This is a genomic window from Pseudomonas bubulae (genome assembly GCF_037023725.1).
Classification (GTDB): domain Bacteria; phylum Pseudomonadota; class Gammaproteobacteria; order Pseudomonadales; family Pseudomonadaceae; genus Aquipseudomonas; species Aquipseudomonas bubulae.
Window position 1 is genome coordinate 3,886,590 of sequence record NZ_CP146077.1, and the last position, 21,955, is coordinate 3,908,544.

The window sequence follows — 21,955 nt, forward strand, 5'->3', positions numbered from 1 at the left end:
ATTACACCTTAATAAAGTCTTTTAAACTGCCGAGTTCAGTTAAAGCGCTGGCTTCAAGTACATAATCGATAACTTCTTTATCATCCAAACTCGACGAATCTGAAAGATCTGTATTTATATCCCTATTAAATGCGACTCCCGACTCACCAAAATCATTCTGCCCAGTTGAAAAAATAAAAATATTATTACTTTGCTTATTTGCACAAATTACTTTTTTTGTTAGCGATATAGTGACCTCACAGATATCATCAGAAGACACCTTCATCAATTCATCTATCAAAAAATCAGCCTTTGCTTGAGCAATAAAAAACAACCTAACAAATCCAACTCTTGAAAATACAATTTTCTTCTCGGATAGAATTGACATCAAACTTTGACAGCTAAGAATAAAAGAACAGATATCACCGTCATCTATTCCTAGAGGTAACGCTAAAAACAAATCAATTCTACTTTTACTCATAGCTAATCGATAGCCTTCCGAGGTATTAATTTGAAGCCTAGGAAACTCATCTGGCATCCCGGCCATTTCTGGAATAATCATTGGCTCAAACTCCCCAATATTCATTCTATTCCTAACAGCACTACTAAGCTCGTCTGCTCTGATCGATCCAGAACTTATAAATAATGCAAGCTGAACAGAGAGAGTTCTAATTCCTTTAAGCACGGTAATTACTCCTAAAAAATGGCCGACCATTATAGCATTATGATGCCATGATAAAAATCTACGGCGATATAGCCATTTCTAATATGACAGGTCAGGCTTACGTACAGGAGTGAGCGCTAGCAGAAGACGATGAGGCCGACATCAAAGTAAGGTGACTAATTTCAGCAACCTTTGGAGCCAGAATGGTTTGACGGCCCGAGGATGAACCCGCACCGATTCAACTGTGAGGCGTTTACAAACACGGCGCAGCTCATTGTCCTGAAAGAACGAGGGTAGTTCTGTTAAGGCTCGGTCAATGTACGTGTCCCGCTCGATATAGCTGAAGATATACGTAATTCACCTTCAACTGATCATCCTTACGGGGCGCATAGTGAGCCGATGACGAAACTTATCGGCGATGAGTGGTGGCACCTGTCTTGCGACTCCACCGAACCAAACCAATACTACATATCCCTTGAGCGAATCATTCTCGCGATCCAGCTTGAACTGGGCCAAGAACAGCATCACGCAGCAGAATGAGCGCATACGACAAATAAACCAAATCCAGCAAGTTGCGTCAGAGTGAAGCAGCTTATTCGTCACATGATCAAGACCTAGCAGATACTGCTGACAGCCAAGGTCCATATAGACCGCAACGTCCAGCGCTCCGAAGTGGTATCACGCCGCGATAGCAATGATATGTGGGCCATGGCCGAACAACTCGAAGCAATCGCCAAACGTAGCAGCAAGAAATACCCATAACCCCTCCCTCCCCTTAAATGCCTGCCGGTTATCGGCGGGCGAGGTACTCCTATGTCTGCACTTCAGCGATTCCACCAGGCGGCCAATGACACATTGGTAAAGCTGAGCGAGCACTGCCTGCCAGGCGCCAAACTAGCCTTGGTGATCTACACCACGGGCGAACCAGAGCGGGACATTGTCCTTGAGGATCAAGGCCTCGATAGAAATGAAGTAGTCAGCGCCCTGCGCCGGCGCGGCCTAAGCATTGATGGTGACAACGCCTACAAGCGCGACTTGTGCGACTCGATTGTAGGAGCCTTGGCCTCTGGCGCCCAGAACACCAACCCACCGCCGACCGATCACTGGGGCCAACGGTTTTGGAATATCGGTCGCGAGGAACGATCTTCCACCGAAGAACTGCTGAAAGCATTTATCAAGTTGGCCGAAATAGCCCGCGAATGTGAACAAATCGCCAGCAACTACAGCGGCACCATTGACGGGATTTTTGAACACGGCGGCGACGACCACGAAGACCCGAGCTGCGCAATTTTCCACAAACTGCATTACGCCATGTTCGATGCACGCACCGCCATCGCCAAAGCCACCCGATAACCCGTCCTATGCCGCCCAGCGCGGCGGCTTGGAGTATTTCACCATGGCAAACGCAACAGCCGCAAAGGTCGGACAGCACCTGCCGCGCATTCTTCGCGCCGGCGAAGCACCAGGTTACCTCGGAATGTGCCGCGGCGAATTCGACAAAACAGTCAGACCCCACGTCCGGGAATTTCGTATCGGCACCCAGGGTGTCGGCTTTGACCGGATCGAGCTGGACGAGTGGGTAGATGCGTACATCGCAAGCAAGCTGATTGAAAAAGCAGTCAATCAGGACAACAATCGGCCTCGCAGCGAGCGCCAAGGCAAAGATAACGGAGCTACGCCATGGCCCAAAAAGCAATCACCGGCCTCCAGAAAATGCCGAGCGGCATCTGGAAAATCGACAAAAAGTACAGAGGAGAACGAATTCAAGAGAGTACTGGCACTTGTGACCGCCAAGAAGCCGAGCAGTACCTGATCCACTTGCTGGAAAAGCTTCGACAGGAAAAGGTCTACGGTGTCAAAAAGGTAAGGACGTGGCGAGAAGCGGCTACCCGCTTCTTGCTGGAGGTGAAGGATCAAGCGTCAATCCATATATCTGCAACCTATATGGCTCAGCTTGATCCGTTCATTGGGGACATGCCGATCACGCACATCGATGACGACTCCCTGGCACCGTACATTCATTCCAAGCTGCACCCTGCCGAGGGCAAGCCTGTAACGAATCGCACGGTCAACATTGCCCTTCAACGGGCAATCAGGGTTCTCAATCTATGCGCGCGCAAATGGCGTGATGATGAGCGCAGACCATGGCTAGATGTTGTGCCGATGATCTCGCTCCTGGATGAGAAGACGAACTGTCGCAAGCCCTACCCGCTTTCTTGGGAAGAGCAGTCGATCTTGTTCGCTGAACTGCCGGCACACCTGCAGACCATGGCCATGTTCAAGGTCAATACGGGGTGTCGGGAGCAGGAGGTTTGCAAGCTTCAGTGGGATTGGGAAATCGCGGTACCGGAGCTGGATACCACGGTGTTTTTGATTCCGGCCGGGTTCGGCGGACGAAGCGCAAGGTCTGGCGTGAAGAACAGGGACGAGCGCCTGGTGATTCTCAACACGGTGGCCAAGTCGGTCATTGAGAAGCAGCGAGGCCAGCACAAGCTCTACGTCTTCCCTTTAGGCAAGCCAGACGGCGAAGGCGACGAAACAATGGTTCACCGCATGAATGACTCAGCCTGGAAGAAGGCCAGGGTCAGGGCGGCGAAGAAATGGCAGGAGAAGTATTTGCGGCCGGCACATGATGGTTTCGCCCGGATCCGCATTCACGACCTGAAGCACACCTTTGGCAGAAGGCTGCGTGCAGCAGGCGTGACTGAGGAGGATCGCAAAGCTTTGCTCGGCCATAAGAACGGCAGCATCACCAGTCACTACTCAGCGGCAGAGCTGGACCAACTGATTGAGGCGGCAAACAAGGTATCAGTAACCGACTCACGCGCACCAGCGCTGACGATCCTGAAGAGGAGGCAGGGATAACAGGAAAACCCAAGGTCACTCGAAAAGTCACTAGGGTAGAAATGAAAAAGCCACCGAGAAGGTGGCTAAGTCATTGAATAATATGGTCGGGACGGAGTGATTCGAACACTCGACCCCTAGCACCCCATGCTAGTGCGCTACCGGACTGCGCTACGCCCCGACTAGGCGTTACAACTTGCTAGAACGTTGAGAAATATACCTTAAGCTTTTGAAATACGAAAGTATTTTAAATGCCTCGGTTATTTCTTCAGTACCAGCAAGACATCCTCCAATTCGGAGATCGTTTGGCGGATCAGCTGCTTGTATTGCGTGGTGTCATCTTTGGCTTCATCACCGGAAAGCCGCAAGCGCGCACCTCCAATGGTGAAACCCTGGTCATAAAGCAGCGCACGAATCTGCCGGATCATCAGCACATCCTGGCGCTGATAATACCGGCGGTTTCCGCGACGTTTTACGGGGTTGAGCTGAGGGAATTCTTGCTCCCAGTAGCGCAGCACATGCGGCTTTACACCGCACAGCTCGCTGACTTCGCCTATGGCGAAGTAGCGTTTGCCAGGGATCGGCGGGAGCTCGTCGTTATGACTTGGTTCCAGCATAAGCCTCTACTCGGGCCTTCAACTTCTGCCCTGGACGAAAAGTGACTACACGGCGAGCCGTGATCGGGATTTCTTCTCCCGTTTTCGGATTGCGGCCAGGCCGCTGTCGCTTGTCACGCAGATCAAAATTGCCAAAACCTGACAGTTTGACCTGCTCGTTGTCTTCAAGAGCGTGCCTGATTTCTTCAAAAAACAGCTCGACCAATTCTTTGGCCTCGCGTTTATTCAGGCCCAACTCTTCGTAAAGACGTTCCGCCATCTCAGCTTTTGTCAGAGCCCCCATACGTCACTTCCTTAGCGTGGCGTTCAACCTTTGTTCAAGCGAGGTGAGGATATTTTGCGTTGCGGCGTTCACCTCATCGTCATTAAGAGTGCGCGATGGATGCTGCCAGGTCAAGCCAACTGCAAGGCTTTTTCTATGCGGATCAATGCCTTTACCCTGGTAAACATCAAATAACCTTAGGTCTGTCAGCCATTCGCCTGCATTTTCACGAATTACATCCAGCACAGCACTGGCTGCAACGTCACGATCGGCCAACAACGCCAGGTCACGACGCACTTCAGGAAAGCGCGATAACTCATGGAATTTCGGCATTTTACCTGCCGCCACTTCTGCCAGAACCAGTTCAAAAACAAACACTGGACGGTCAAGACCAAGGTTTTTTGAAAGCTCAGGGTGGATGGCACCGACATAGCCAACTTCGCGACCGTCACGCTCGATACGTGCAGTCTGGCCCGGATGCAGAGCAGGATGTTTGCCCGGCACGAAGGTAAACGCGTCCAGGGCACCGGCAAAACCCAGCACCGCTTCTACATCAGCCTTGACGTCGAAGAAGTCGACAACATCACGACCTTGAGCCCAGCCTTCAGGCAGACGACTGCCGCAAACAACACCCGCCAGCATCGGCTCTTGTTTCAGACCCTCAAGCTGGCCAACAAAACGCAGGCCGCTTTCAAACAGGCGAACGCGATCTTGCTGACGGTTCAGGTTGTGCTGCAACGACTTGACCAGGCCGGGCCACAACGAGGCACGCATGGCAGCCATGTCGTTGGAAATCGGATTGGCCAGCAACAGCGGTTCAACACCCGGGCTAAACAGTTCGAACTGTTTCGGGTCGATAAAGCTGTAGGTGATTGCTTCCTGATAACCACGAGCAACCAGCAAACGACGCAACTCTGGCAGGTCGCTACGCGCCTCTGCTTTGGCTTGCGGTGCCAGACGGGCCTGCGGGTAACGGACCGGCAGGCGGTTGTAGCCGTACAGGCGCGCCAGTTCTTCGATCAGGTCAACTTCCAGGCTGATATCGAAGCGATGGCTTGGCACTTCTACGCGCCATTGCCCTGCCCCTTCAGCGGTGATGGTCAGGCCCAGGGCGCTGAGCAGACGCTCAACTTCCGCCGCGTCCATTTCCATGCCGAGCATCTGGCTGATACGCGCTGCACGCAAGGTGATCGGTGCAATCGATGGCAGATACTGCTCGCTGACGGTTTCAACGATCGGTCCAGCTTCGCCGCCAGTGATTTCCAGCAGCAGGCCAGTGGCGCGCTCCATGGCTTCACGGGCCAGTTTCCAGTCCACGCCACGCTCGTAGCGGTGCGAAGCGTCGGTGTGCAGGCCGTAGGAGCGGGCCTTGCCAGCAACGGCGATCTGATCAAAGAAAGCGCTTTCAAGGAATATGTCGCGGGTCTTGTCGGTCACACCGCTGTGCTCGCCACCCATTACGCCGGCAATGGCCAAAGCGCGGGTATGGTCTGCAATCACCAGCGTGTCGCTGCGCAAGGTGACTTCCTGGCCGTCGAGCAGTACCAGCTTCTCGCCTTCTTCAGCCATGCGTACACGAATGCCGCCATTGATCTCGGCAAGGTCGAACGCGTGCAACGGCTGACCCAGTTCCAGCATGACATAGTTGGTAATGTCGACAGCGGCATCGATGCTGCGCACGTCAGCGCGACGCAGGCGCTCAACCATCCACAGCGGCGTTGGCCGGGACAGGTCGACATTGCGGATCACACGGCCCAGGTAGCGCGGGCAAGCAGCAGGTGCCAGCACTTCAACCGGACGCACTTCCTCGTGTACCGCAGCAACTGGCGCAACCACCGGGCGAGTCACCTGGGCGTTATACAGAGCGCCCACTTCACGCGCCAGACCTGCCAGCGACAGGCAGTCGCCACGGTTCGGCGTAAGGTCGACTTCAATGCTGGCGTCTTCAAGACCCAGATAGACGCGGATGTCCTCGCCCACCGGTGCATCGGCCGGCAACTCCATCAGGCCGTCATTGCCCTCGCCCACTTGCAGTTCTGCTTGCGAGCACAGCATGCCGTTGGACTCAACGCCACGCAGCTTGGCCTTTTTGATTTTGAAGTCACCCGGCAGTTCGGCACCGATCATGGCGAACGGGATTTTCAAGCCAGGGCGCACGTTGGGCGCACCACACACTACCTGAAAAGTCTCGGCACCATTGCTGACCTGGCAAACACGAAGCTTGTCAGCATCAGGGTGTTGCTCGGTGCTCAGCACCTCGCCCACAACCACGCCACTGAATACACCGGCGGCCGGCGTAACGCTGTCGACCTCAAGACCGGCCATCGACAGACGAGCAACCAGCTCGTCGCGACCTACCTGCGGGTTTACCCAACCACGCAGCCATTGTTCACTGAATTTCATCCTGCTCTCCTAAGAATTCGTTACGACTAGCGAAATTGCGCGAGGAACCGCAAGTCGTTGTCGAAGAACAGACGCAAGTCGTTCACGCCGTAACGCAGCATGGCCAGACGCTCAACGCCCATGCCGAAGGCAAAGCCCGAGAACTCTTCCGGGTCGATCCCGGACATGCGCAGCACGTTCGGATGAACCATGCCGCAGCCCATGACTTCCAGCCAGCCAGTCTGCTTGCAGACACGACAGCCTTTACCGCTGCACATCACGCATTCCATATCCACTTCAGCGGAAGGCTCGGTGAACGGGAAGTAGGACGGACGGAAACGCACGGCCAGTTCTTTTTCGAAGAACACCCGCAGGAACTCTTCGATGGTCCCTTTCAGGTCAGCGAAGTTGATATCGCGATCGATCAGCAGGCCTTCGACCTGGTGAAACATCGGCGAATGGGTGATATCCGAGTCGCTACGGTACACACGGCCCGGGCAGACAATGCGGATCGGCGGCTGCTTGGATTCCATGGTGCGGACCTGTACCGGCGAGGTATGGGTGCGCAACAACATGTTGGCATTGAAATAGAAGGTGTCATGCATCGACCGGGCCGGGTGATGGCCTGGGATGTTGAGCGCTTCGAAGTTGTGATAGTCGTCTTCAACCTCAGGGCCTTCGGCGATGCCGTAGCCAATATGGGTAAAGAACTGTTCGATACGTTCCAGAGTCCGGGTCACCGGATGCAGACCGCCAGAGGTCTGGCCACGGCCAGGCAGGGTCACGTCAATGGACTCGGCAGACAGTTTGGCGGCCAGTTCGGCCTCTTCAAACAACGCCTTGCGCGCATTGAGAACCTCTGTGACACGCTCCTTGGCAACGTTGATGAGGGCACCGACTTGCGGACGCTCTTCTGCTGGCAAATTGCCCAGGGTCTTCATCACCTGAGTCAATTCACCCTTTTTGCCAAGGTATTGAACCCGGATTTGCTCCAGGGCATTGATATCTTCAGCGCTTTGCACAGCCTCTAGTGCTTGAGAGACCAGCGCATCCAGGTTTTCCATGTACAGACTCCAGATACAAAATAGGGGAAGAGCTTGAAGGCTCTTCCCCTATTTATGACGTTTAGCACCCGGGCTTACACAGGCAAGCCCAAGTGACTGTCGGGGGTACTTAAGCCAGAGTGGCTTTAGCTTTCTCGACAATCGCAGCAAACGCCGCTTTTTCGTTCACTGCCAGATCAGACAGAACCTTACGGTCGATCTCGATGGAAGCTTTTTTCAGGCCGGCGATGAAACGGCTGTAAGACAGACCGTTGATACGAGCACCAGCGTTGATACGAGCGATCCACAGAGCGCGGAACTGACGTTTTTTCTGACGACGGTCACGGTAGGCGTATTGGCCTGCCTTGATTACCGCTTGCTTGGCAACACGGAATACGCGTGAGCGTGCGCCGTAGTAGCCTTTAGCCAGTTTCAGAATTTTTTTGTGACGTTTACGGGCGACAACGCCACGCTTTACACGAGCCATGAGTTACTTCCTCTAGTCTTAACCAAAAATTAACGAAGGCGCAGCATGCGCTCGACTTTTGCCACGTCAGACGGATGCAGCAAGCTGCTACCGCGCAGTTGACGCTTACGCTTGGTCGACATTTTGGTCAGGATGTGGCTCTTGAAAGCGTGCTTGTGCTTGATACCGTTAGCAGTTTTCAGAAACCGCTTAGCAGCACCACTTTTAGTCTTCATCTTTGGCATGTTCGGATACTCCGCATTCAGTTGATAAACATAATCAGAAGGCCTGCCGTGCCCAATTGATTACTTCTTCTTTTTCGGGGCGATGACCATGATCAGCTGGCGTCCTTCCATCTTAGGATGCTGTTCGACGGTACCGTATTCCGCAAGGTCAGCTTCAACCCGCTTCAACAGTTCCATACCCAGCTCCTGGTGGGCCATCTCACGGCCGCGGAATCGTAACGATACCTTGGCCCTGTCCCCATCACTCAGGAAACGTACCAGGTTGCGCAGTTTTACCTGGTAATCCCCTTCCTCCGTCCCTGGACGAAACTTGATTTCTTTAACCTGAATCTGTTTCTGGTTTTTCTTTGCAGCAGCAACCTGTTTCTTCTTTTCGAAGATAGATTTGCCGTAGTCCATCAGCTTGCAAACTGGGGGTACTGCATCAGCGGAAATTTCCACCAAGTCCAGTTTGGCCTCTTCAGCTTTAAGAAGCGCGTCTTCAATTGACACAATCCCAAGCTGCTCGCCTTCAGCCCCAATTAACCGAACCTCGCGTGCCGAGATATTCTCGTTGATCGGGGCTTTCGGTGCAGCTCGTTTATCTTGTCTCATTTCACGCTTAATAATAATTACTCCGAATCATGGCGACCACGCCGGGAAACCGCTTGTGCGAGGAATTCAGCGAATTGCGCGACGGGCATCGAGCCCAGGTCAGCACCTTCACGTGTACGCACAGCGACAGTCTGCATCTCGACTTCCCGATCTCCGATAACCAAGAGATAAGGAACCTTGAGCAAAGTATGCTCGCGGATTTTAAAGCCGATCTTTTCATTTCTCAAGTCAGACTTGGCACGAAATCCGCTCTGATTGAGAGTTTTTTCAACTTCAGCAGCAAAATCTGCCTGTTTGTCAGTGATATTCATGATCACTGCCTGGGTTGGAGCCAGCCAAGCAGGGAATGCGCCTTCGTAATGTTCGATCAGGATACCGACAAAACGTTCGAACGATCCAAGGATCGCGCGGTGCAGCATAACCGGGTGCTTACGGCTGTTGTCTTCGGACACATATTCTGCGCCAAGACGGATCGGCAGGTTGAAATCGAGCTGCAGGGTACCACATTGCCAGACACGACCCAGACAATCTTTCAGAGAAAATTCAATCTTGGGACCGTAGAAGGCACCTTCGCCCGGTTGCAAATCGTACGCCAGGCCAGCGCTATCAAGGGCTGAAGCCAATGCGCTTTCGGCGCGATCCCACAGCTCATCCGAACCCACACGCTTTTCAGGACGCGTCGACAGCTTGAGCTCAATGTCCTTGAAACCGAAGTCAGCGTAGACATCCAGCGTCAGCTTGATAAAAGCTGCCGACTCGGCCTGCATCTGCTCTTCAGTACAGAAGATGTGGGCATCGTCCTGGGTAAAGCCACGCACACGCATGATGCCGTGCAGGGCGCCCGACGGCTCGTTACGGTGACAGGCACCGAATTCGGCCAGACGCAGCGGCAGCTCGCGGTAGCTTTTCAGGCCCTGGTTGAACACTTGCACATGGCAAGGGCAGTTCATCGGCTTGATCGCGTAGTCGCGGCTTTCCGACTGGGTAGTGAACATGTTCTCGGCGTAGTTGGCCCAGTGCCCGGACTTTTCCCAGAGGCTGCGATCAACGACCTGAGGAGTCTTGATCTCCAGGTAGCCATTGTCGCGCTGTACTTTGCGCATGTACTGCTCAAGTACCTGGTACAGGGTCCAGCCATTCGGGTGCCAGAACACCATGCCCGGGGCTTCTTCCTGGGTGTGGAACAAGCCAAGGCGCTTGCCGATTTTACGGTGATCGCGCTTTTCGGCTTCTTCGATACGCAGGACGTAGGCCGCCAGCTGCTTTTTGTCAGCCCAGGCCGTGCCATAGATACGCTGCAACTGCTCGTTCTTGGCATCGCCACGCCAGTAGGCGCCCGACAGCTTGGTCAGCTTGAACGATTTGAGGAAACGCGTGTTCGGCACGTGAGGACCGCGGCACATGTCGACGTATTCTTCATGGAAGTACAAGCCCATGGCCTGCTCGTCCGGCATGTCTTCGATCAGGCGCAGTTTGTAGTCTTCACCACGGGCAGCAAACAGTTCGATCACTTCGGCACGCGGCGTCACTTTCTTGATGACGTCGTAGTCTTTTTCGATCAGTTGCTGCATGCGCTGTTCGATAGCAGCCATGTCATCCGGGGTGAACGGACGCTCATAGGCGATATCGTAGTAAAAGCCTTCGTCGATGACCGGCCCGATGACCATTTTGGCCGTCGGGAACAGCTGCTTCACCGCATGACCGACCAAGTGGGCGCAAGAGTGACGAATGATCTCCAGCCCCTCTTCATCCTTGGGCGTGATGATTTGCAAGGTGGCATCGTTTTCAATCAGATCACAGGCATCCACCAGCTTGCCGTTGACCTTGCCGGCCACGGTGGCTTTAGCCAGGCCGGCGCCAATTGAAGCGGCAACCTCGGCTACTGAAACTGGATGATCGAAAGAGCGTTGACTGCCGTCGGGAAGAGTAATAGTTGGCATGGCGCCTCCTCTCCTAGTGGTGACCCCTACCAAAGGTCACGTGGGTTGGGATGAGCCAGTACGCGATTCGGTGGTATGCCTGCCTCACAGTGGCAGGAGCCTTGCGGCGAACCTAAAACCGAACCAGAGTGACTGGAGTTCAAATCAAAAAGGTTAATGGCACTGCATGGCGGTTCAAGGAACACGCGAATGCAGGAAATAGCCAGGGCGGCATGCTAGCACAGATGGATACGCCTGTTGCGCACCCCTCCCCGCATCCGCGAGAAAACGGGGTTTTTTACAAAAGGGTGAACTTGAGCTCCACTTACCTTTCACATACTCAGTGATACACACTCGGTTTTAATGCCTACAAGGAGCATCTTATGCGCACGATCCGCTTACTCGCCTTCGCAGCCCCCCTGGCGCTGCTGCTACCCCTGAGCGCCCAGGCCGATAACTGGCCTGCAGGCGCCAAAAAAGACTACATGAAGGACTGCGTAGCGGCAGCCAGCCAAAGTGTTGACGCAAAAACGGCCCAACAGCATTGCGCATGCGGTGCGGACAAGCTGTCCGAGAAGTTTACAAGCGCCGAAATCACACAGCTGATGAGCAAGACAACCCAGCCTAGCGCAGAGCTTCGCACCCGGGCTCTGGACGCCATCCAGGCTTGCCGGGCCAAGAAATAACCACCCTCCTCACGGCTCGAATTGAGCCGTGAGGAGAGCAAAAACAGTCAAAAACGCTTTTGCACGTAAAAAATATTGATTCTCGACTGCTTTTTTTCTAACAGCCTTTAGCCCTCAACCCCCCGTAAACCGGGGGTCTTGAGCATTTCAAAGAGCAGACGAGGGTTAACATTGCAGCAATCTGTAGCTCAGGGGGGCTCCCAAAGCGCACATTTCGACTATGATACCTCGGTGTGCCCAGTTGGCCTGAGCAGCACAGTACTACTGAAAATATAAGTTTCTTGGAGATACACCATGTCTAATCGCCAAACCGGCACCGTAAAATGGTTCAACGATGAAAAAGGCTTCGGCTTCATCACTCCTCAAGGTGGCGGTGACGACCTGTTCGTACACTTCAAAGCTATCGAAAGCGACGGTTTCAAAAGCCTGAAAGAAGGCCAGACCGTTTCCTTCGTGGCTGAGAAAGGCCAAAAGGGTATGCAAGCTGCACAGGTTCGTCCGGAGTAAATCTCCCGCGAACAAAAAAACCCCGTCCATGTGACGGGGTTTTTTATGCCTGACGCAATGTCAGGCCAGGTTAGCCGCAGTTAACCCGGGTAATGATGCCAGCGTCGTCCGCGTTGAGATTGAGACGGTCCGAGCGGTACTCAAGCGTCATCACGTCATGCGGCATCAAAATACGCGCGTTCTGCGCACCAGCCTTGATACGGGCCTGCTCCAGAAGCTGCGCCGAAGCCTTTTGACCGACTGCAAATGCTGCTGATTTAGCATCGCAACGGCTATGCCCCGCCTCGGCGACAGGCTCCTTGACCGAACTTGCGGTGCTGCATCCGGACAGTGCCAAGACCGCCAACAACGAACCCAATGACACTAGCTTCCAAGACATGAAGCCTCCTTAAGATAAATAGTCTGAACCCTTGCGACAGCTTTTTCGCACATAGGTTGCATGACGCCTCTCAGCGCCTTCTGATTTGCCAGCACCGGCAAGTGTGCCCGAGCCGACTTTTACCGTGCACCCCTAATCATTGCCAAATATGTTCAGGTGTCAGTACACATCAATGTAATCGAACGGCGGATTAGGCCAGTTGTCCTTGAGGGCATTGAATATCTGCATGACCCAGACCTCATCGCTTGCTGCAACTTTTCCGACATAGCCAGAACCTGCCGCCCAGGTCTCCAGCCTGAAAAGCAGACCGTCGATATCGACACCGCCCACCACACCCGAAGAAATATAAGCGATACCCGTCTTGGTCACGCGCAACTGTGTATGGGCATCATCACTGGCCGAGGCCAGCAACTGACGCACAGCGCCAAGAGTAAAGCCCTCAGGGTTGTTTAGATCAATTTGCATGGCCTGCACCGCTCCCAAAAAGTGCAAGTGTGGCACGCAGTGCGGGGGTCATGGGCTGTTGAGGGTGCAAAAACCAATATTTACTTTGGTCTATTCATAGCGAAATGACGACTTTTTGCTAAAATCGCCTTTTCACGCCCCCTTCCCATGAGCACCCCATGACAACAGTCAGCATCGATGCAGATATCAAGGCCAAGTGGCATCAAGGACAGTGCTCATACAGCCCTGGCAGCCCTGAAGAGCTGGCCATTATCGGCATCGACCTTTTGGTTAAAGAGCTCGGCACGGAAGCTGCCCGAGCGTTCGTCAGTCAGGTGTTCGAAAAGTACAAACCGGCCGAGCCCGTCAGGCTGACCTGACGGCGCGCAACCTCACGTCACTTGAGCCGGCCCAGACGCGCGGTAAGCAAGTCAAAAAAGCCCTGCGCGTCACCGCTCTCGACCCAAAAGGCGTTTTTGGGCTGGTTCAAGGTGTTGTACCAGTCCGGGATAGTCTGGCCAAAGGTCGGCCCCTCGCGAGTATCCACGACCAGGTTGACTTCACGCCCGGAGAACAGCGCAGGATTGAGCAGGTAGGCAATGACACTGGCATCGTGAACAGGCCCGCCAGGCAGTCCGTAGTGCACCATGTCGCCTTTCACATATTCATTGAGAATATCGCCCACCAGTTTGCCGGCCGTATTGCCCAGTGCAGCGATCTGCTTCAGTCGCGCCTCGCTGGTAAGGATCTTGTGTGTCACATCCAGCGGTACATAGGTCAGTTTCACCCCGCTCTTCAACACCACGTCTGCCGCATGCGGATCGGCATAAAGGTTGAACTCGGCAACCGGGGTGATATTACCGCCATTGAAATGGGCGCCGCCCATGACCACGACTTCCTTGATTCCCTGCGTGATTTCCGGGGCCTGGATCAAGGCCAGGGCCAGGTTTGTCTGCGGGCCGAGCATGGCAATGGTCACGCTGCCTGGCTTGGCTGCACGCAAGGTATCAACCAGGTAATTGACCGCATTGGCCTTTTCGAGACCTTTGGCCGGCTCATGCACAGGCACACCGGTGACGCCTTCCTGGCCGTGAATGTTCTCGGCGTAAATCGGCGTACGCACCAGGGGTTTAGGGGCCCCGGCATACACCGGCACGTCTTCGCGCCCTGCCCACTCCCGGGCCAGCCGGGCATTGCGCGAGGTCTTGTCGAGCCGTACGTTGCCCGCCACGGTGGTAATGGCCCGCACCTGTAACTGCTCCGGTGAAGCCAGTGCCAGCAGCAGAGCGACCACATCATCGGCGCCGGGGTCCGTGTCGATGATCAAATCGATCTTGTCTGCGGCTTGAACACTCGACATCGTGATGGCGGACACGAACAAGACACTCCTGATCAATGGCTGAAAAATCCGGGTAAAACGTGGCATCACAACTCCCTGGTTATTTGTCTAAAAAGTCACGCCAGAGACCAAGGCAATATTGCAGTACGGGCGACACTCTCCAGTACGAACAATCACCTTTGCCTGCAGGCATAGTTCCTTGAAAGCATTATGGGTGAGCAGGCTCCTTGAGCCCAACTCCCCCTTGCCTGCATATTCGTCGATACATGACAGCGCCGGGCATGGCGCCTGCAACAACTCAGTGGCGAGCACATGGCTTTGCACCTGCATCTCACTGAGCAGGGCGCGCAACGTGCTGGCAACATCAGGCACGCCTTGAGTCAGGGCCAGATCAATCAGTTCGATGCCCTTGGGCACCGGCAAACCGGCATCGGCAATCACCACGATGTCGCCATGCCCCAGCGAGGCAACCAGCCGCGACAAGGCGATATTCAGCAGCGGTGTTTTTTTCATGGTGCTTTAAAGCCCTGAACATCACGCAACAATGGAATCGAAGGCTGAGCCCCCGCCCGAGTGACCGATAACGCGGCGGCGACCTGCGCAAAGCGTATCGCGTCGTCCTCTTCCATACCCGCCGCCAGCGCGGCAGAGAAGCCGCCGACAAAGGTATCGCCCGCCGCCGTGGCATCCACCGCCTCGACCTTGGGCGCAGTAAAGTGCATCACTCGGTGGGCACTGACAAACAAGGCCCCCAGCGCGCCCAGGGTGACAATCACCTTGCCCGCGCCCAGCTCGACCAACCGCCGGGCAGCCCGCCCGGCCGACTCAAGGGAATCAACCGGCACACTGCTAAGCGCCCAGGCCTCGCTCTCATTCGGGATCAGGTAGTCGATGGCGCCATACCAGTGCCCCGGCAACGGAGCACTGACCGGGGCGGGATTGAGGATCACCACTTTGCCCAGTTCACGTCCACGCGCCAGCACGCATCCGACTGTTTCCATCGGCACTTCAAGCTGGCAAACAAGCACTTGCGCACCTTGCAAGACGTGATCAAAGGCGCGGATATCTTCCGCGGCCAGGCAGCCATTGGCACCCGGCACCACCACAATGGTGTTCTGGCTGCAGGCATCCACCGTGATAAGGGCCACGCCGCTGGCACAATCAGGCACGGTGCGCACTGCCACACAATCAACCCGGTCAGCCAGCAAGCCGTCGCGCAACTGCACGCCATAGGCGTCACCGCCGACACAGCCGAGCATTGCCACCCGGGCACCCAGGCGCGACGCTGCTACCGCCTGGTTCGCGCCCTTGCCACCGTGCACGGTGGTAAAGGATTGCCCGAACACCGTTTCCCCCGGGCGCGGCAATCTCTCGGTACGCGTGACCAGATCCATATTCAGACTGCCTGCAACCACAACATTCGCTTGCATGTATCGACACTCATCCAGTGATTGTAGGGGGGGATTTCAACGGTGCTTGCGCATAAGCCCGGGTGGACTCGCGCAGCACAATGTCGGGCTTGACGATCCGCTGCTCCACCGCCCGCCCGGGTACGGCAATGCGGCGCAACAATAACTGGGCAGCGATCTCGCCCAATTGCAGGATCGACTGCCCGACAGTTGTCAGCGACGGATAGACATAACGGCTCATCTGTACATCATCAAAACCAATCACCGACAACTGCTGGGGTACCCGAATATTGCGCTCGGCCGCCGCTCGCAATACGCCGATGCCCATCATGTCGTTGCAGGCAAAAATGGCCGAGGGCGGGTTGTGCTGCAGCAAGCTGACCGCCGCGTTGTAGCCCCCGACACTGCTGAAGTCACTCTCGACCATCCACTGCCCCTGAGGCGTTATACCCGCCTCCAGCAGCGCACGCCGATACCCGGCCATACGCAACTGCGCGACACGGGTGGCGGCGGGCCCGCCAATGCAGGCAATGGCACGATGCCCCAGATCGAGCAAGTGCCGCGTAGCCAGATAAGCCCCCAGTTCGTGGTCGATGCACACCAGGTCAGCCTCAACCCCCTCAAAGCTGCGATCGACAATCACCATCGGCGTGCGTACGCCGACCAACCCGCTGGCCATCCCCAGGTCGCCTGTGGACGAAGCGACCACCAGCCCGTCCACACGCTTTTCCAGCAGCACCCGCAGGTAATTGCGCTGCTTGACCGGGTCATCATCACAGTTGCACAGGATCACGCAGTAATTGTTGCGCTCACAGTAATCCTCGATACCTCGCGCCAACTCGGCAAAGTACGGGTTCAGGCTATTGGCCACCAGCAGGCCGATGGTCGCTGTGGTCTTGGCCTTGAGCGAGCGTGCTACCGCGCTGGGTACATACTCCAGGTGTGCAATGGCTTGCTCAACCTTCAAGCGCACAGGTTCACTGACAGGGCGGGTTTTATTCAAAACATGAGAAACCGTCGTGTACGAAATGCCTGCCATTGCCGCGACATCTTTAATCGTTGCCATTGCTCAATTCCGTCGCTGTGCGCGTTGACTGCGGTAAGTGTCCAATACCACTGCTATCACAATGACAGCACCGGTAATAATACGCTTGGTGGGTTCCGTCGCGCCGATTTGAGCCAGCCCTGCGGCCAATACTGAAATAATCAGCACACCAAAAAACGTACTGATCACCGAACCGCGCCCGCCCATCAAGCTCGTGCCACCGATCACCACGGCCGCAATCACCTGCAGTTCAAGGCCCGAACCGGCATTGGGGTCTGCCGCCTCGAGGCGGGATATCTGAAACAGCGCCGCCACTCCTGCCAACAACCCCATCAGGCTAAAGACCAAAATCTTGTAGGGCTTTGGATTGATACCGGCCAGGCGCACGGCTTCTTCGTTGGTGCCAATGCCAATCAGATAGCGCCCAAACACCGTGCGCGTCAGCACCGCCTGGGCGATGACAATAATCAGCAACGCAATAATGAACGCGGGCGAGATGCCAAAGGCAACCGGATTGGCAAGCCAGGCGAACGCGTCGCCGATATACGCCGTGCGCGATCCTGTAAGCTGGTAGGCCCCGCCCCGGGCCATTTCCAGCACCCCCAGCGAGACAATAAAAGACGGGATTTTCCAGGCCACCGTGATCGACCCCGTAAGGGTCCCCGCCAGGGCCGCACAGCCCATGCCCAGCAAAGCGGCAGGCAATACACTCCAGCCCCAGCCCAGAATCGCAACGCTGACCGCCGACGCTGCCAGGGCCAACACCGAGCCGACCGACAGGTCGATGCCGCCGATGATCAGCACAAATGTCATGCCGACCGACAACACCATCAAGTCGGGGATCTGGTTGGCCAGCGTACTGAGCGTGTCATAGGAGAAAAAATGTTCACTCAGGCTGGAAAACAGAATGATCATGGCCAGCAAGGCGCCCGCCAACCCGAGGTAGGTGCCCATTCCGTAGTAGTTATGTGCACTTTTATGCGGCACGCGGGTAGGGTTCATGAGGCTTCCTTTGGCGTGGCTTCAGCAAGCAACGCATCTCGTTTTTGATAACCGGCAAAAGCTGCCGCCAGTAACTGTTCCTGACTCCAGCTGTCACGTTCAAAGGTATCGATCAGCCGGCCCGCAGACAGCACGCCAATGCGGTCACAAATCAGCATCAACTCGCGAAGATCGCTCGACACCACCACCAGCGCCTTGCCCTTGCGCGTCAGCTCGCCCAGCAGCCGGTAAATATCGAACTTGGCGCCAATATCGATACCGCGCGTAGGCTCATCGAACAGCAGAACCGAACAGTCGCGCTCCAGCCAGCGGCCAATGACGACCTTCTGCTGGTTGCCACCGGACAGTTGCGACACCACTTGTTCCGGGCCGCTGCTGCGGATGCCCATGGCGTCTATCTGACGCCGGGCCAATGCGGCCTCCTGCTCCCGGTTGACCAAGCCACGGCTTGAAATCCGATCCATATTGCCCAGGCCGATGTTGGCACTGATCGACTGGGTCAGCAGCAAGCCTTCACCCTTGCGGTCCTCAGTAATCAGTGCAATACCCTGCCGGACAGCATCTGCCGGCGAATGGATGGTCACTACCTGCACAGGAGTACCCACTGCAACCGTGCCGCTGTCGGCCACATCGGCACCATAGATCAGTCGCAGCAGTTCGGTGCGCCCTGCCCCGATCAGTCCGGAAATCCCGAAAATCTCGCTTTTTCTGACTTTAAACGATACATCTCGTACCTTGTCCGAGCGGCTGATACCACAGACTTCAAGTGCCGTTTCACCCAAGCTACGTTCGCCCAAATCCAGCTGGTCACCCAACTCGCGGCCCACCATCAAGTTGACCAGTTGTTCGCTGTTGTAATCGGCAATGGGCTCGACGCACACCAGGCAACCGTCGCGCAGTACGGCAATCCGCTGCGCCACCTGTGCCAGCTCTTCAAGTCGATGGGAGATATACACAATCGCCACGCCACGGGCCTGCAGCCGTTCGATTTGCACAAAAAGCATTTCAACTTCACGGGCGGTGAGCATGGCCGTGGGCTCATCGAGGATAAGCACATGGCAATCGCCGATCAGGTTGCGCGCAATCTCGACCATCTGCTGATGGCCAATGCCCAGCTCCCCGACCAGGGTGTCCGGGTCAATCGCCTCCAGACCCACCTGGCTCATGGCCTCAATGGCCGCTTTGCGCAACTGCTTGCGGCTGATCCAGCCCAGGTGGCCGGGCAATTTGTCCAGAAACAGGTTTTCCGCCACCGTCAGCGTGGGCAGCAGGTTCAGTTCCTGCATGACCATGCGCACACCCAATTGCTCGGCCTGCGCACGACTGCCCGGGGCATAGGCCTGGCCATTGAATTGCATGCGCCCGAGAGTCGGCACCTCCAGGCCACCCATGATCTTCGATAGTGTGCTTTTGCCAGCGCCATTCTCACCCGTCAGGGCCAGAACTTCGCCGCGATGCAACGACAGCTCGATAGCAGCCAGTACCGGCTGCTGAGTGTAGGTTTTACCAATCCCGCTGACCGTGAGGACCACGCTGGCATCAGGAGCAGACATGACATTTCTCCGGGCACCTGCCCGACCGGGCAAGTGCCTGCGACAGCGAGTGGGATTACTTGTTGATGACCAGTTCGACAGGGGTATCGATGACACCGTCCTTGAGGTTTTCAACCGGTTCTTTTTTGACCAGCTTGAGCGCCGTTTCGATGCCATAAACCGCCTGTTTGGCGGCAGCCTGATCGGCCGTTGCCAGCACACGGCCATCCTTGAGCATGGGTTTTATCGCATCGATGTTGTCATAGCCGACCACTTGCACCTTGCCGACCTTGCCTGCAGCCCGGATAGCCGATACCGCGCCCAGCGCCATGCTGTCATTGCCCGCCAGGATGGCCTTGAGGTTTGGATACTCGCTGAGCATGCCCGCCGCAACCTTGTTGCCACCGTCGATTTCCCAATTGCCCGACTGCACCGGCACAATCTTCATCCCGGCAGCGTTCATCGCATCCGTGAAACCCGCTGTGCGCATTTGCGCATTGGTCGTGGTCGATACACCCTCGATGATCCCGACCTCATCACCGGCCTTGAGCCTGGTGGCCAGGTACTCGCCGACCTCACGAGCCCCCTGCCTGTTGTTGGGCCCCACAAAGGGTACTTCGAGCCCTTTGCTTTTCAGCACCTGGGGGTCGAGCTGGTTGTCGATATTGACCACCACAATGCCACGGTCACTGGCCTTTTTGATGGCAGACACCAGCGCCTTGGAGTCTGCGGGCGCAATCACCAGCGCATCGACCTTGGCGATGATCATCTGATTGATGATGTCGATCTGGCCCGCAGTGTCCGTTTCATTTTTGATCCCGTTGGAAATCAGGTCGAAACTGGCGGCATTGGCCTTTTGATAATCCTCGCCACCCTTTTGCATGGTGACAAAGAACTCGTTTGCCAAGGACTTCATGACCAGGCCGACTTTGGGTTTTTGTGGCGTATCGGCATTGGCGACAGGGAGGGTAAGGGATGCCGCAGCCAGCATGGCGACAGCAAGAAGGCGTCCAGCAAATGGCAGCTTCATGGGGGCAACTCCGATCTTATGATTATTGTGAGCAACGTCCTGCTCGCACACGCCTGAGCGCCAAAAGCTGGGTGACTGGCATCAGGTCCTGCCTGACTGCCAGAAATACAGACTCAAGAAAACGGCGCAAACGTTTGCTAGGCCCTCACTATGGAAAGCCACCTGTTATTTGTCAATGTGAAAAAAAACGCGATCAGACACATCGATATTCGACTCTCCGAACAAAAAAAACGCTTCTGTTCGGAAAACCGTCCGATTTCTTTTCCAGAAAGCGGATCGTGGAAATAAAGACCCATAAATCAATACGTTGTGTGCGCCCCGAGAAACTTCGCTTAGTGGCACAAATAGTGCTTTCCAGTCTCTATGCATGGTCAATAAATGGCACATGCCGAGCAAAGTGTGCAGTCATCGGCATACTCACTAATAAGAGAAAAAACAATGAAAAATGCTGTTTTGAAAACTTTTGTTCCGGGCGCACTGGCCCTGCTGCTGGCACTGCCGACCGCTCAAGCGCAAGAGGCTGTCACCAAGCCCAACGTCATCATCCTCGCCACTGGCGGCACTATCGCCGGTGCAGGTGCCAGCGCTGCCAACAGCGCCACTTACACGGCCGCTAAAGTCGGTATCGACAAATTGATCGCCGGCGTCCCCGAGCTAAGCCAACTGGCCAATGTGCGTGGCGAGCAAGTGATGCAAATTGCATCCGAGAGCATCACCAACGAAAACCTGCTGCAATTGGGCCGCCGGGTCGCCGAACTGGCTGACAGCAACGACGTTGATGGCATCGTTATCACCCACGGTACCGACACCCTCGAAGAAACCGCCTATTTCCTGAACCTGGTCGAAAAAACCGACAAGCCCATCGTGGTGGTCGGCTCCATGCGTCCGGGCACCGCCATGTCGGCTGACGGCATGCTGAACCTGTACAACGCCGTTGCCGTTGCCGGCAGCAAAGATGCGCGCGGCAAAGGCGTGCTGGTCACCATGAACGACGAAATCCAGTCGGGCCGTGATGTCAGCAAAATGATCAACATCAAGACCGAAGCCTTCAAAAGCCCGTGGGGTCCGCTGGGCATGGTCGTTGAAGGCAAGTCCTACTGGTTCCGCTTGCCAGCCAAGCGCCACACCATGGACTCCGAGTTCGACATCAAGAACATCAAGAGCCTGCCAAACGTTGGCATCGCCTACTCCTACGGCAATGTGGACGACACCGCCTATAAAGCGCTGGCCCAATCCGGTGCCAAAGCCATCATCCACGCGGGTACCGGCAACGGTTCAGTGTCCTCCAGCGTGGTGCCGACCTTGCAAGCCCTGCGTAAGGATGGCGTACAAATCATTCGTTCTTCCCACGTAAACAACGGCGGTTTCGTACTGCGTAACGCAGAACAGCCTGACGACAAAAACGACTGGGTTGTTGCCCATGACCTGAACCCGCAGAAAGCCCGCATCCTGGCCATGGTCGCCCTGACCAAGACCCAGGACAGCAAAGAGCTGCAGCGCATCTTCTGGGAATACTGAGTGCTTGCTTGACGCCTTGGCGCGCTGAATAAGCAAGGCCGCCTCCCCT

Annotated in this window: 25 protein-coding genes and 1 tRNA gene; 7 read left to right on the top strand and 19 right to left on the bottom strand. The window is 55.6% G+C overall.

Features of this window, described 5'->3' with window-relative positions; all coding sequences use genetic code 11:
* Position 1 precedes the first annotated feature (1 nt).
* Entirely contained in the window at positions 2-664 is a 663-nt protein-coding gene (locus V6L81_RS17725; protein ID WP_338660224.1) for a hypothetical protein, read from the bottom strand.
* A 792-nt stretch (positions 665-1,456) separates the two neighbouring features.
* On the opposite strand from V6L81_RS17725, the gene V6L81_RS17730 reads away from it, so the two are divergent.
* The 3 genes from V6L81_RS17730 to V6L81_RS17740 are packed head-to-tail and all read left to right on the top strand — an operon-like array spanning position 1,457 to position 3,508.
* Complete coding sequence (locus V6L81_RS17730) at positions 1,457-1,996, top strand: hypothetical protein (protein WP_338660225.1); 540 nt, start codon at positions 1,457-1,459, stop codon at positions 1,994-1,996.
* Positions 1,997-2,039: 43 nt separating this feature from the next.
* The gene (locus tag V6L81_RS17735; protein ID WP_338660226.1) at positions 2,040-2,456 is read left to right on the top strand and encodes a hypothetical protein; all 417 of its coding nucleotides are present in this window, start codon (positions 2,040-2,042) and stop codon (positions 2,454-2,456) included.
* Positions 2,357-3,508 (top strand): tyrosine-type recombinase/integrase, encoded by a 1,152-nt coding sequence (locus V6L81_RS17740; RefSeq protein ID WP_338661120.1) that lies wholly within the window; start codon positions 2,357-2,359, stop codon positions 3,506-3,508. The genes V6L81_RS17735 and V6L81_RS17740 overlap by 100 nt, the downstream gene beginning before the upstream one ends.
* Before the next feature lie 83 nt (positions 3,509-3,591).
* Here the strand turns inward: V6L81_RS17740 and V6L81_RS17745 are convergent.
* From V6L81_RS17745 to thrS, 9 genes are all read right to left on the bottom strand, one after another.
* Positions 3,592-3,668, bottom strand: a tRNA-Pro gene (locus V6L81_RS17745).
* Positions 3,669-3,747: 79 nt separating this feature from the next.
* Positions 3,748-4,104, bottom strand: a complete 357-nt coding sequence (locus V6L81_RS17750) for a MerR family transcriptional regulator (RefSeq protein WP_095001969.1) — start codon at positions 4,102-4,104, stop codon at positions 3,748-3,750.
* On the bottom strand, positions 4,085-4,387 hold the full coding sequence (gene ihfA / locus V6L81_RS17755; RefSeq protein ID WP_002553164.1) for an integration host factor subunit alpha: 303 nt from the start codon (positions 4,385-4,387) through the stop codon (positions 4,085-4,087). Before ihfA ends, V6L81_RS17750 begins: the two co-directional genes overlap by 20 nt.
* 3 nt (positions 4,388-4,390) lie before the next feature.
* Positions 4,391-6,769 (bottom strand): phenylalanine--tRNA ligase subunit beta, encoded by a 2,379-nt coding sequence (pheT, locus tag V6L81_RS17760; protein WP_095001970.1) that lies wholly within the window; start codon positions 6,767-6,769, stop codon positions 4,391-4,393.
* Positions 6,770-6,795: 26 nt separating this feature from the next.
* A complete protein-coding gene (gene pheS / locus V6L81_RS17765; RefSeq protein WP_095001971.1) occupies positions 6,796-7,812 on the bottom strand; it encodes a phenylalanine--tRNA ligase subunit alpha in 1,017 nt (338 codons plus the stop codon).
* A gap of 109 nt (positions 7,813-7,921) precedes the next feature.
* On the bottom strand, positions 7,922-8,278 hold the full coding sequence (gene rplT, locus V6L81_RS17770) for a 50S ribosomal protein L20 (protein WP_003442184.1): 357 nt from the start codon (positions 8,276-8,278) through the stop codon (positions 7,922-7,924).
* Positions 8,279-8,307: 29 nt separating this feature from the next.
* Positions 8,308-8,502 (bottom strand): 50S ribosomal protein L35, encoded by a 195-nt coding sequence (gene rpmI / locus V6L81_RS17775; protein ID WP_002553160.1) that lies wholly within the window; start codon positions 8,500-8,502, stop codon positions 8,308-8,310.
* 60 nt (positions 8,503-8,562) lie between these two features.
* Positions 8,563-9,114 carry a translation initiation factor IF-3 gene (gene infC / locus V6L81_RS17780; RefSeq protein WP_169916631.1) on the bottom strand — a complete coding sequence of 184 codons (552 nt, stop codon included), beginning with the start codon at positions 9,112-9,114 and terminating at the stop codon, positions 8,563-8,565.
* Complete coding sequence (gene thrS / locus V6L81_RS17785; RefSeq protein ID WP_095001972.1) at positions 9,114-11,036, bottom strand: threonine--tRNA ligase; 1,923 nt, start codon at positions 11,034-11,036, stop codon at positions 9,114-9,116. The genes infC and thrS overlap by 1 nt, the downstream gene beginning before the upstream one ends.
* A gap of 362 nt (positions 11,037-11,398) precedes the next feature.
* On the opposite strand from thrS, the gene V6L81_RS17790 reads away from it, so the two are divergent.
* Both V6L81_RS17790 and V6L81_RS17795 read left to right on the top strand, forming a co-directional pair.
* On the top strand, positions 11,399-11,701 hold the full coding sequence (locus tag V6L81_RS17790) for a hypothetical protein (protein WP_095001973.1): 303 nt from the start codon (positions 11,399-11,401) through the stop codon (positions 11,699-11,701).
* 294 nt (positions 11,702-11,995) lie between these two features.
* Positions 11,996-12,208 (top strand): cold-shock protein, encoded by a 213-nt coding sequence (locus V6L81_RS17795; protein WP_003179963.1) that lies wholly within the window; start codon positions 11,996-11,998, stop codon positions 12,206-12,208.
* Positions 12,209-12,278: 70 nt separating this feature from the next.
* Here V6L81_RS17795 and V6L81_RS17800 read toward each other — a convergent pair whose 3' ends face one another.
* Together V6L81_RS17800 and V6L81_RS17805 are read right to left on the bottom strand one after the other, a co-directional pair.
* A complete protein-coding gene (locus V6L81_RS17800) occupies positions 12,279-12,587 on the bottom strand; it encodes an I78 family peptidase inhibitor (RefSeq protein ID WP_095001974.1) in 309 nt (102 codons plus the stop codon).
* Between the two features lie 159 nt (positions 12,588-12,746).
* Positions 12,747-13,052 (bottom strand): hypothetical protein, encoded by a 306-nt coding sequence (locus tag V6L81_RS17805; protein WP_095001975.1) that lies wholly within the window; start codon positions 13,050-13,052, stop codon positions 12,747-12,749.
* Positions 13,053-13,210: 158 nt separating this feature from the next.
* On the opposite strand from V6L81_RS17805, the gene V6L81_RS17810 reads away from it, so the two are divergent.
* A complete protein-coding gene (locus tag V6L81_RS17810) occupies positions 13,211-13,411 on the top strand; it encodes a hypothetical protein (RefSeq protein ID WP_095001976.1) in 201 nt (66 codons plus the stop codon).
* Positions 13,412-13,428: 17 nt separating this feature from the next.
* Here the strand turns inward: V6L81_RS17810 and V6L81_RS17815 are convergent, their stop codons facing one another.
* Genes V6L81_RS17815 through V6L81_RS17845 form a run of 7 tightly spaced genes read right to left on the bottom strand, consistent with a single transcriptional unit; the run spans position 13,429 to position 20,388 of the window.
* On the bottom strand, positions 13,429-14,457 hold the full coding sequence (locus V6L81_RS17815; protein WP_095023610.1) for a nucleoside hydrolase: 1,029 nt from the start codon (positions 14,455-14,457) through the stop codon (positions 13,429-13,431).
* A gap of 21 nt (positions 14,458-14,478) precedes the next feature.
* Positions 14,479-14,883 (bottom strand): D-ribose pyranase, encoded by a 405-nt coding sequence (gene rbsD, locus V6L81_RS17820; protein ID WP_095001978.1) that lies wholly within the window; start codon positions 14,881-14,883, stop codon positions 14,479-14,481.
* Positions 14,880-15,800 carry a ribokinase gene (rbsK, locus tag V6L81_RS17825; protein WP_338660227.1) on the bottom strand — a complete coding sequence of 307 codons (921 nt, stop codon included), beginning with the start codon at positions 15,798-15,800 and terminating at the stop codon, positions 14,880-14,882. Before rbsK ends, rbsD begins: the two co-directional genes overlap by 4 nt.
* Positions 15,801-15,810: 10 nt before the next feature.
* The gene (locus tag V6L81_RS17830) at positions 15,811-16,845 is read right to left on the bottom strand and encodes a LacI family DNA-binding transcriptional regulator (protein WP_095023609.1); all 1,035 of its coding nucleotides are present in this window, start codon (positions 16,843-16,845) and stop codon (positions 15,811-15,813) included.
* 3 nt (positions 16,846-16,848) lie between these two features.
* Positions 16,849-17,826 carry an ABC transporter permease gene (locus V6L81_RS17835; RefSeq protein ID WP_095001981.1) on the bottom strand — a complete coding sequence of 326 codons (978 nt, stop codon included), beginning with the start codon at positions 17,824-17,826 and terminating at the stop codon, positions 16,849-16,851.
* Positions 17,823-19,379 carry a sugar ABC transporter ATP-binding protein gene (locus tag V6L81_RS17840; protein WP_338660228.1) on the bottom strand — a complete coding sequence of 519 codons (1,557 nt, stop codon included), beginning with the start codon at positions 19,377-19,379 and terminating at the stop codon, positions 17,823-17,825. Before V6L81_RS17840 ends, V6L81_RS17835 begins: the two co-directional genes overlap by 4 nt.
* Before the next feature lie 55 nt (positions 19,380-19,434).
* The gene (locus V6L81_RS17845) at positions 19,435-20,388 is read right to left on the bottom strand and encodes a sugar ABC transporter substrate-binding protein (RefSeq protein ID WP_095001983.1); all 954 of its coding nucleotides are present in this window, start codon (positions 20,386-20,388) and stop codon (positions 19,435-19,437) included.
* Positions 20,389-20,826: 438 nt separating this feature from the next.
* Here V6L81_RS17845 and V6L81_RS17850 point away from each other — a divergent pair, with 438 nt between their 5' ends.
* Positions 20,827-21,906: an asparaginase gene (locus V6L81_RS17850; RefSeq protein ID WP_095023608.1), complete on the top strand. Its 1,080-nt coding sequence runs from the start codon at positions 20,827-20,829 to the stop codon at positions 21,904-21,906.
* Positions 21,907-21,955: the final 49 nt, after the last annotated feature.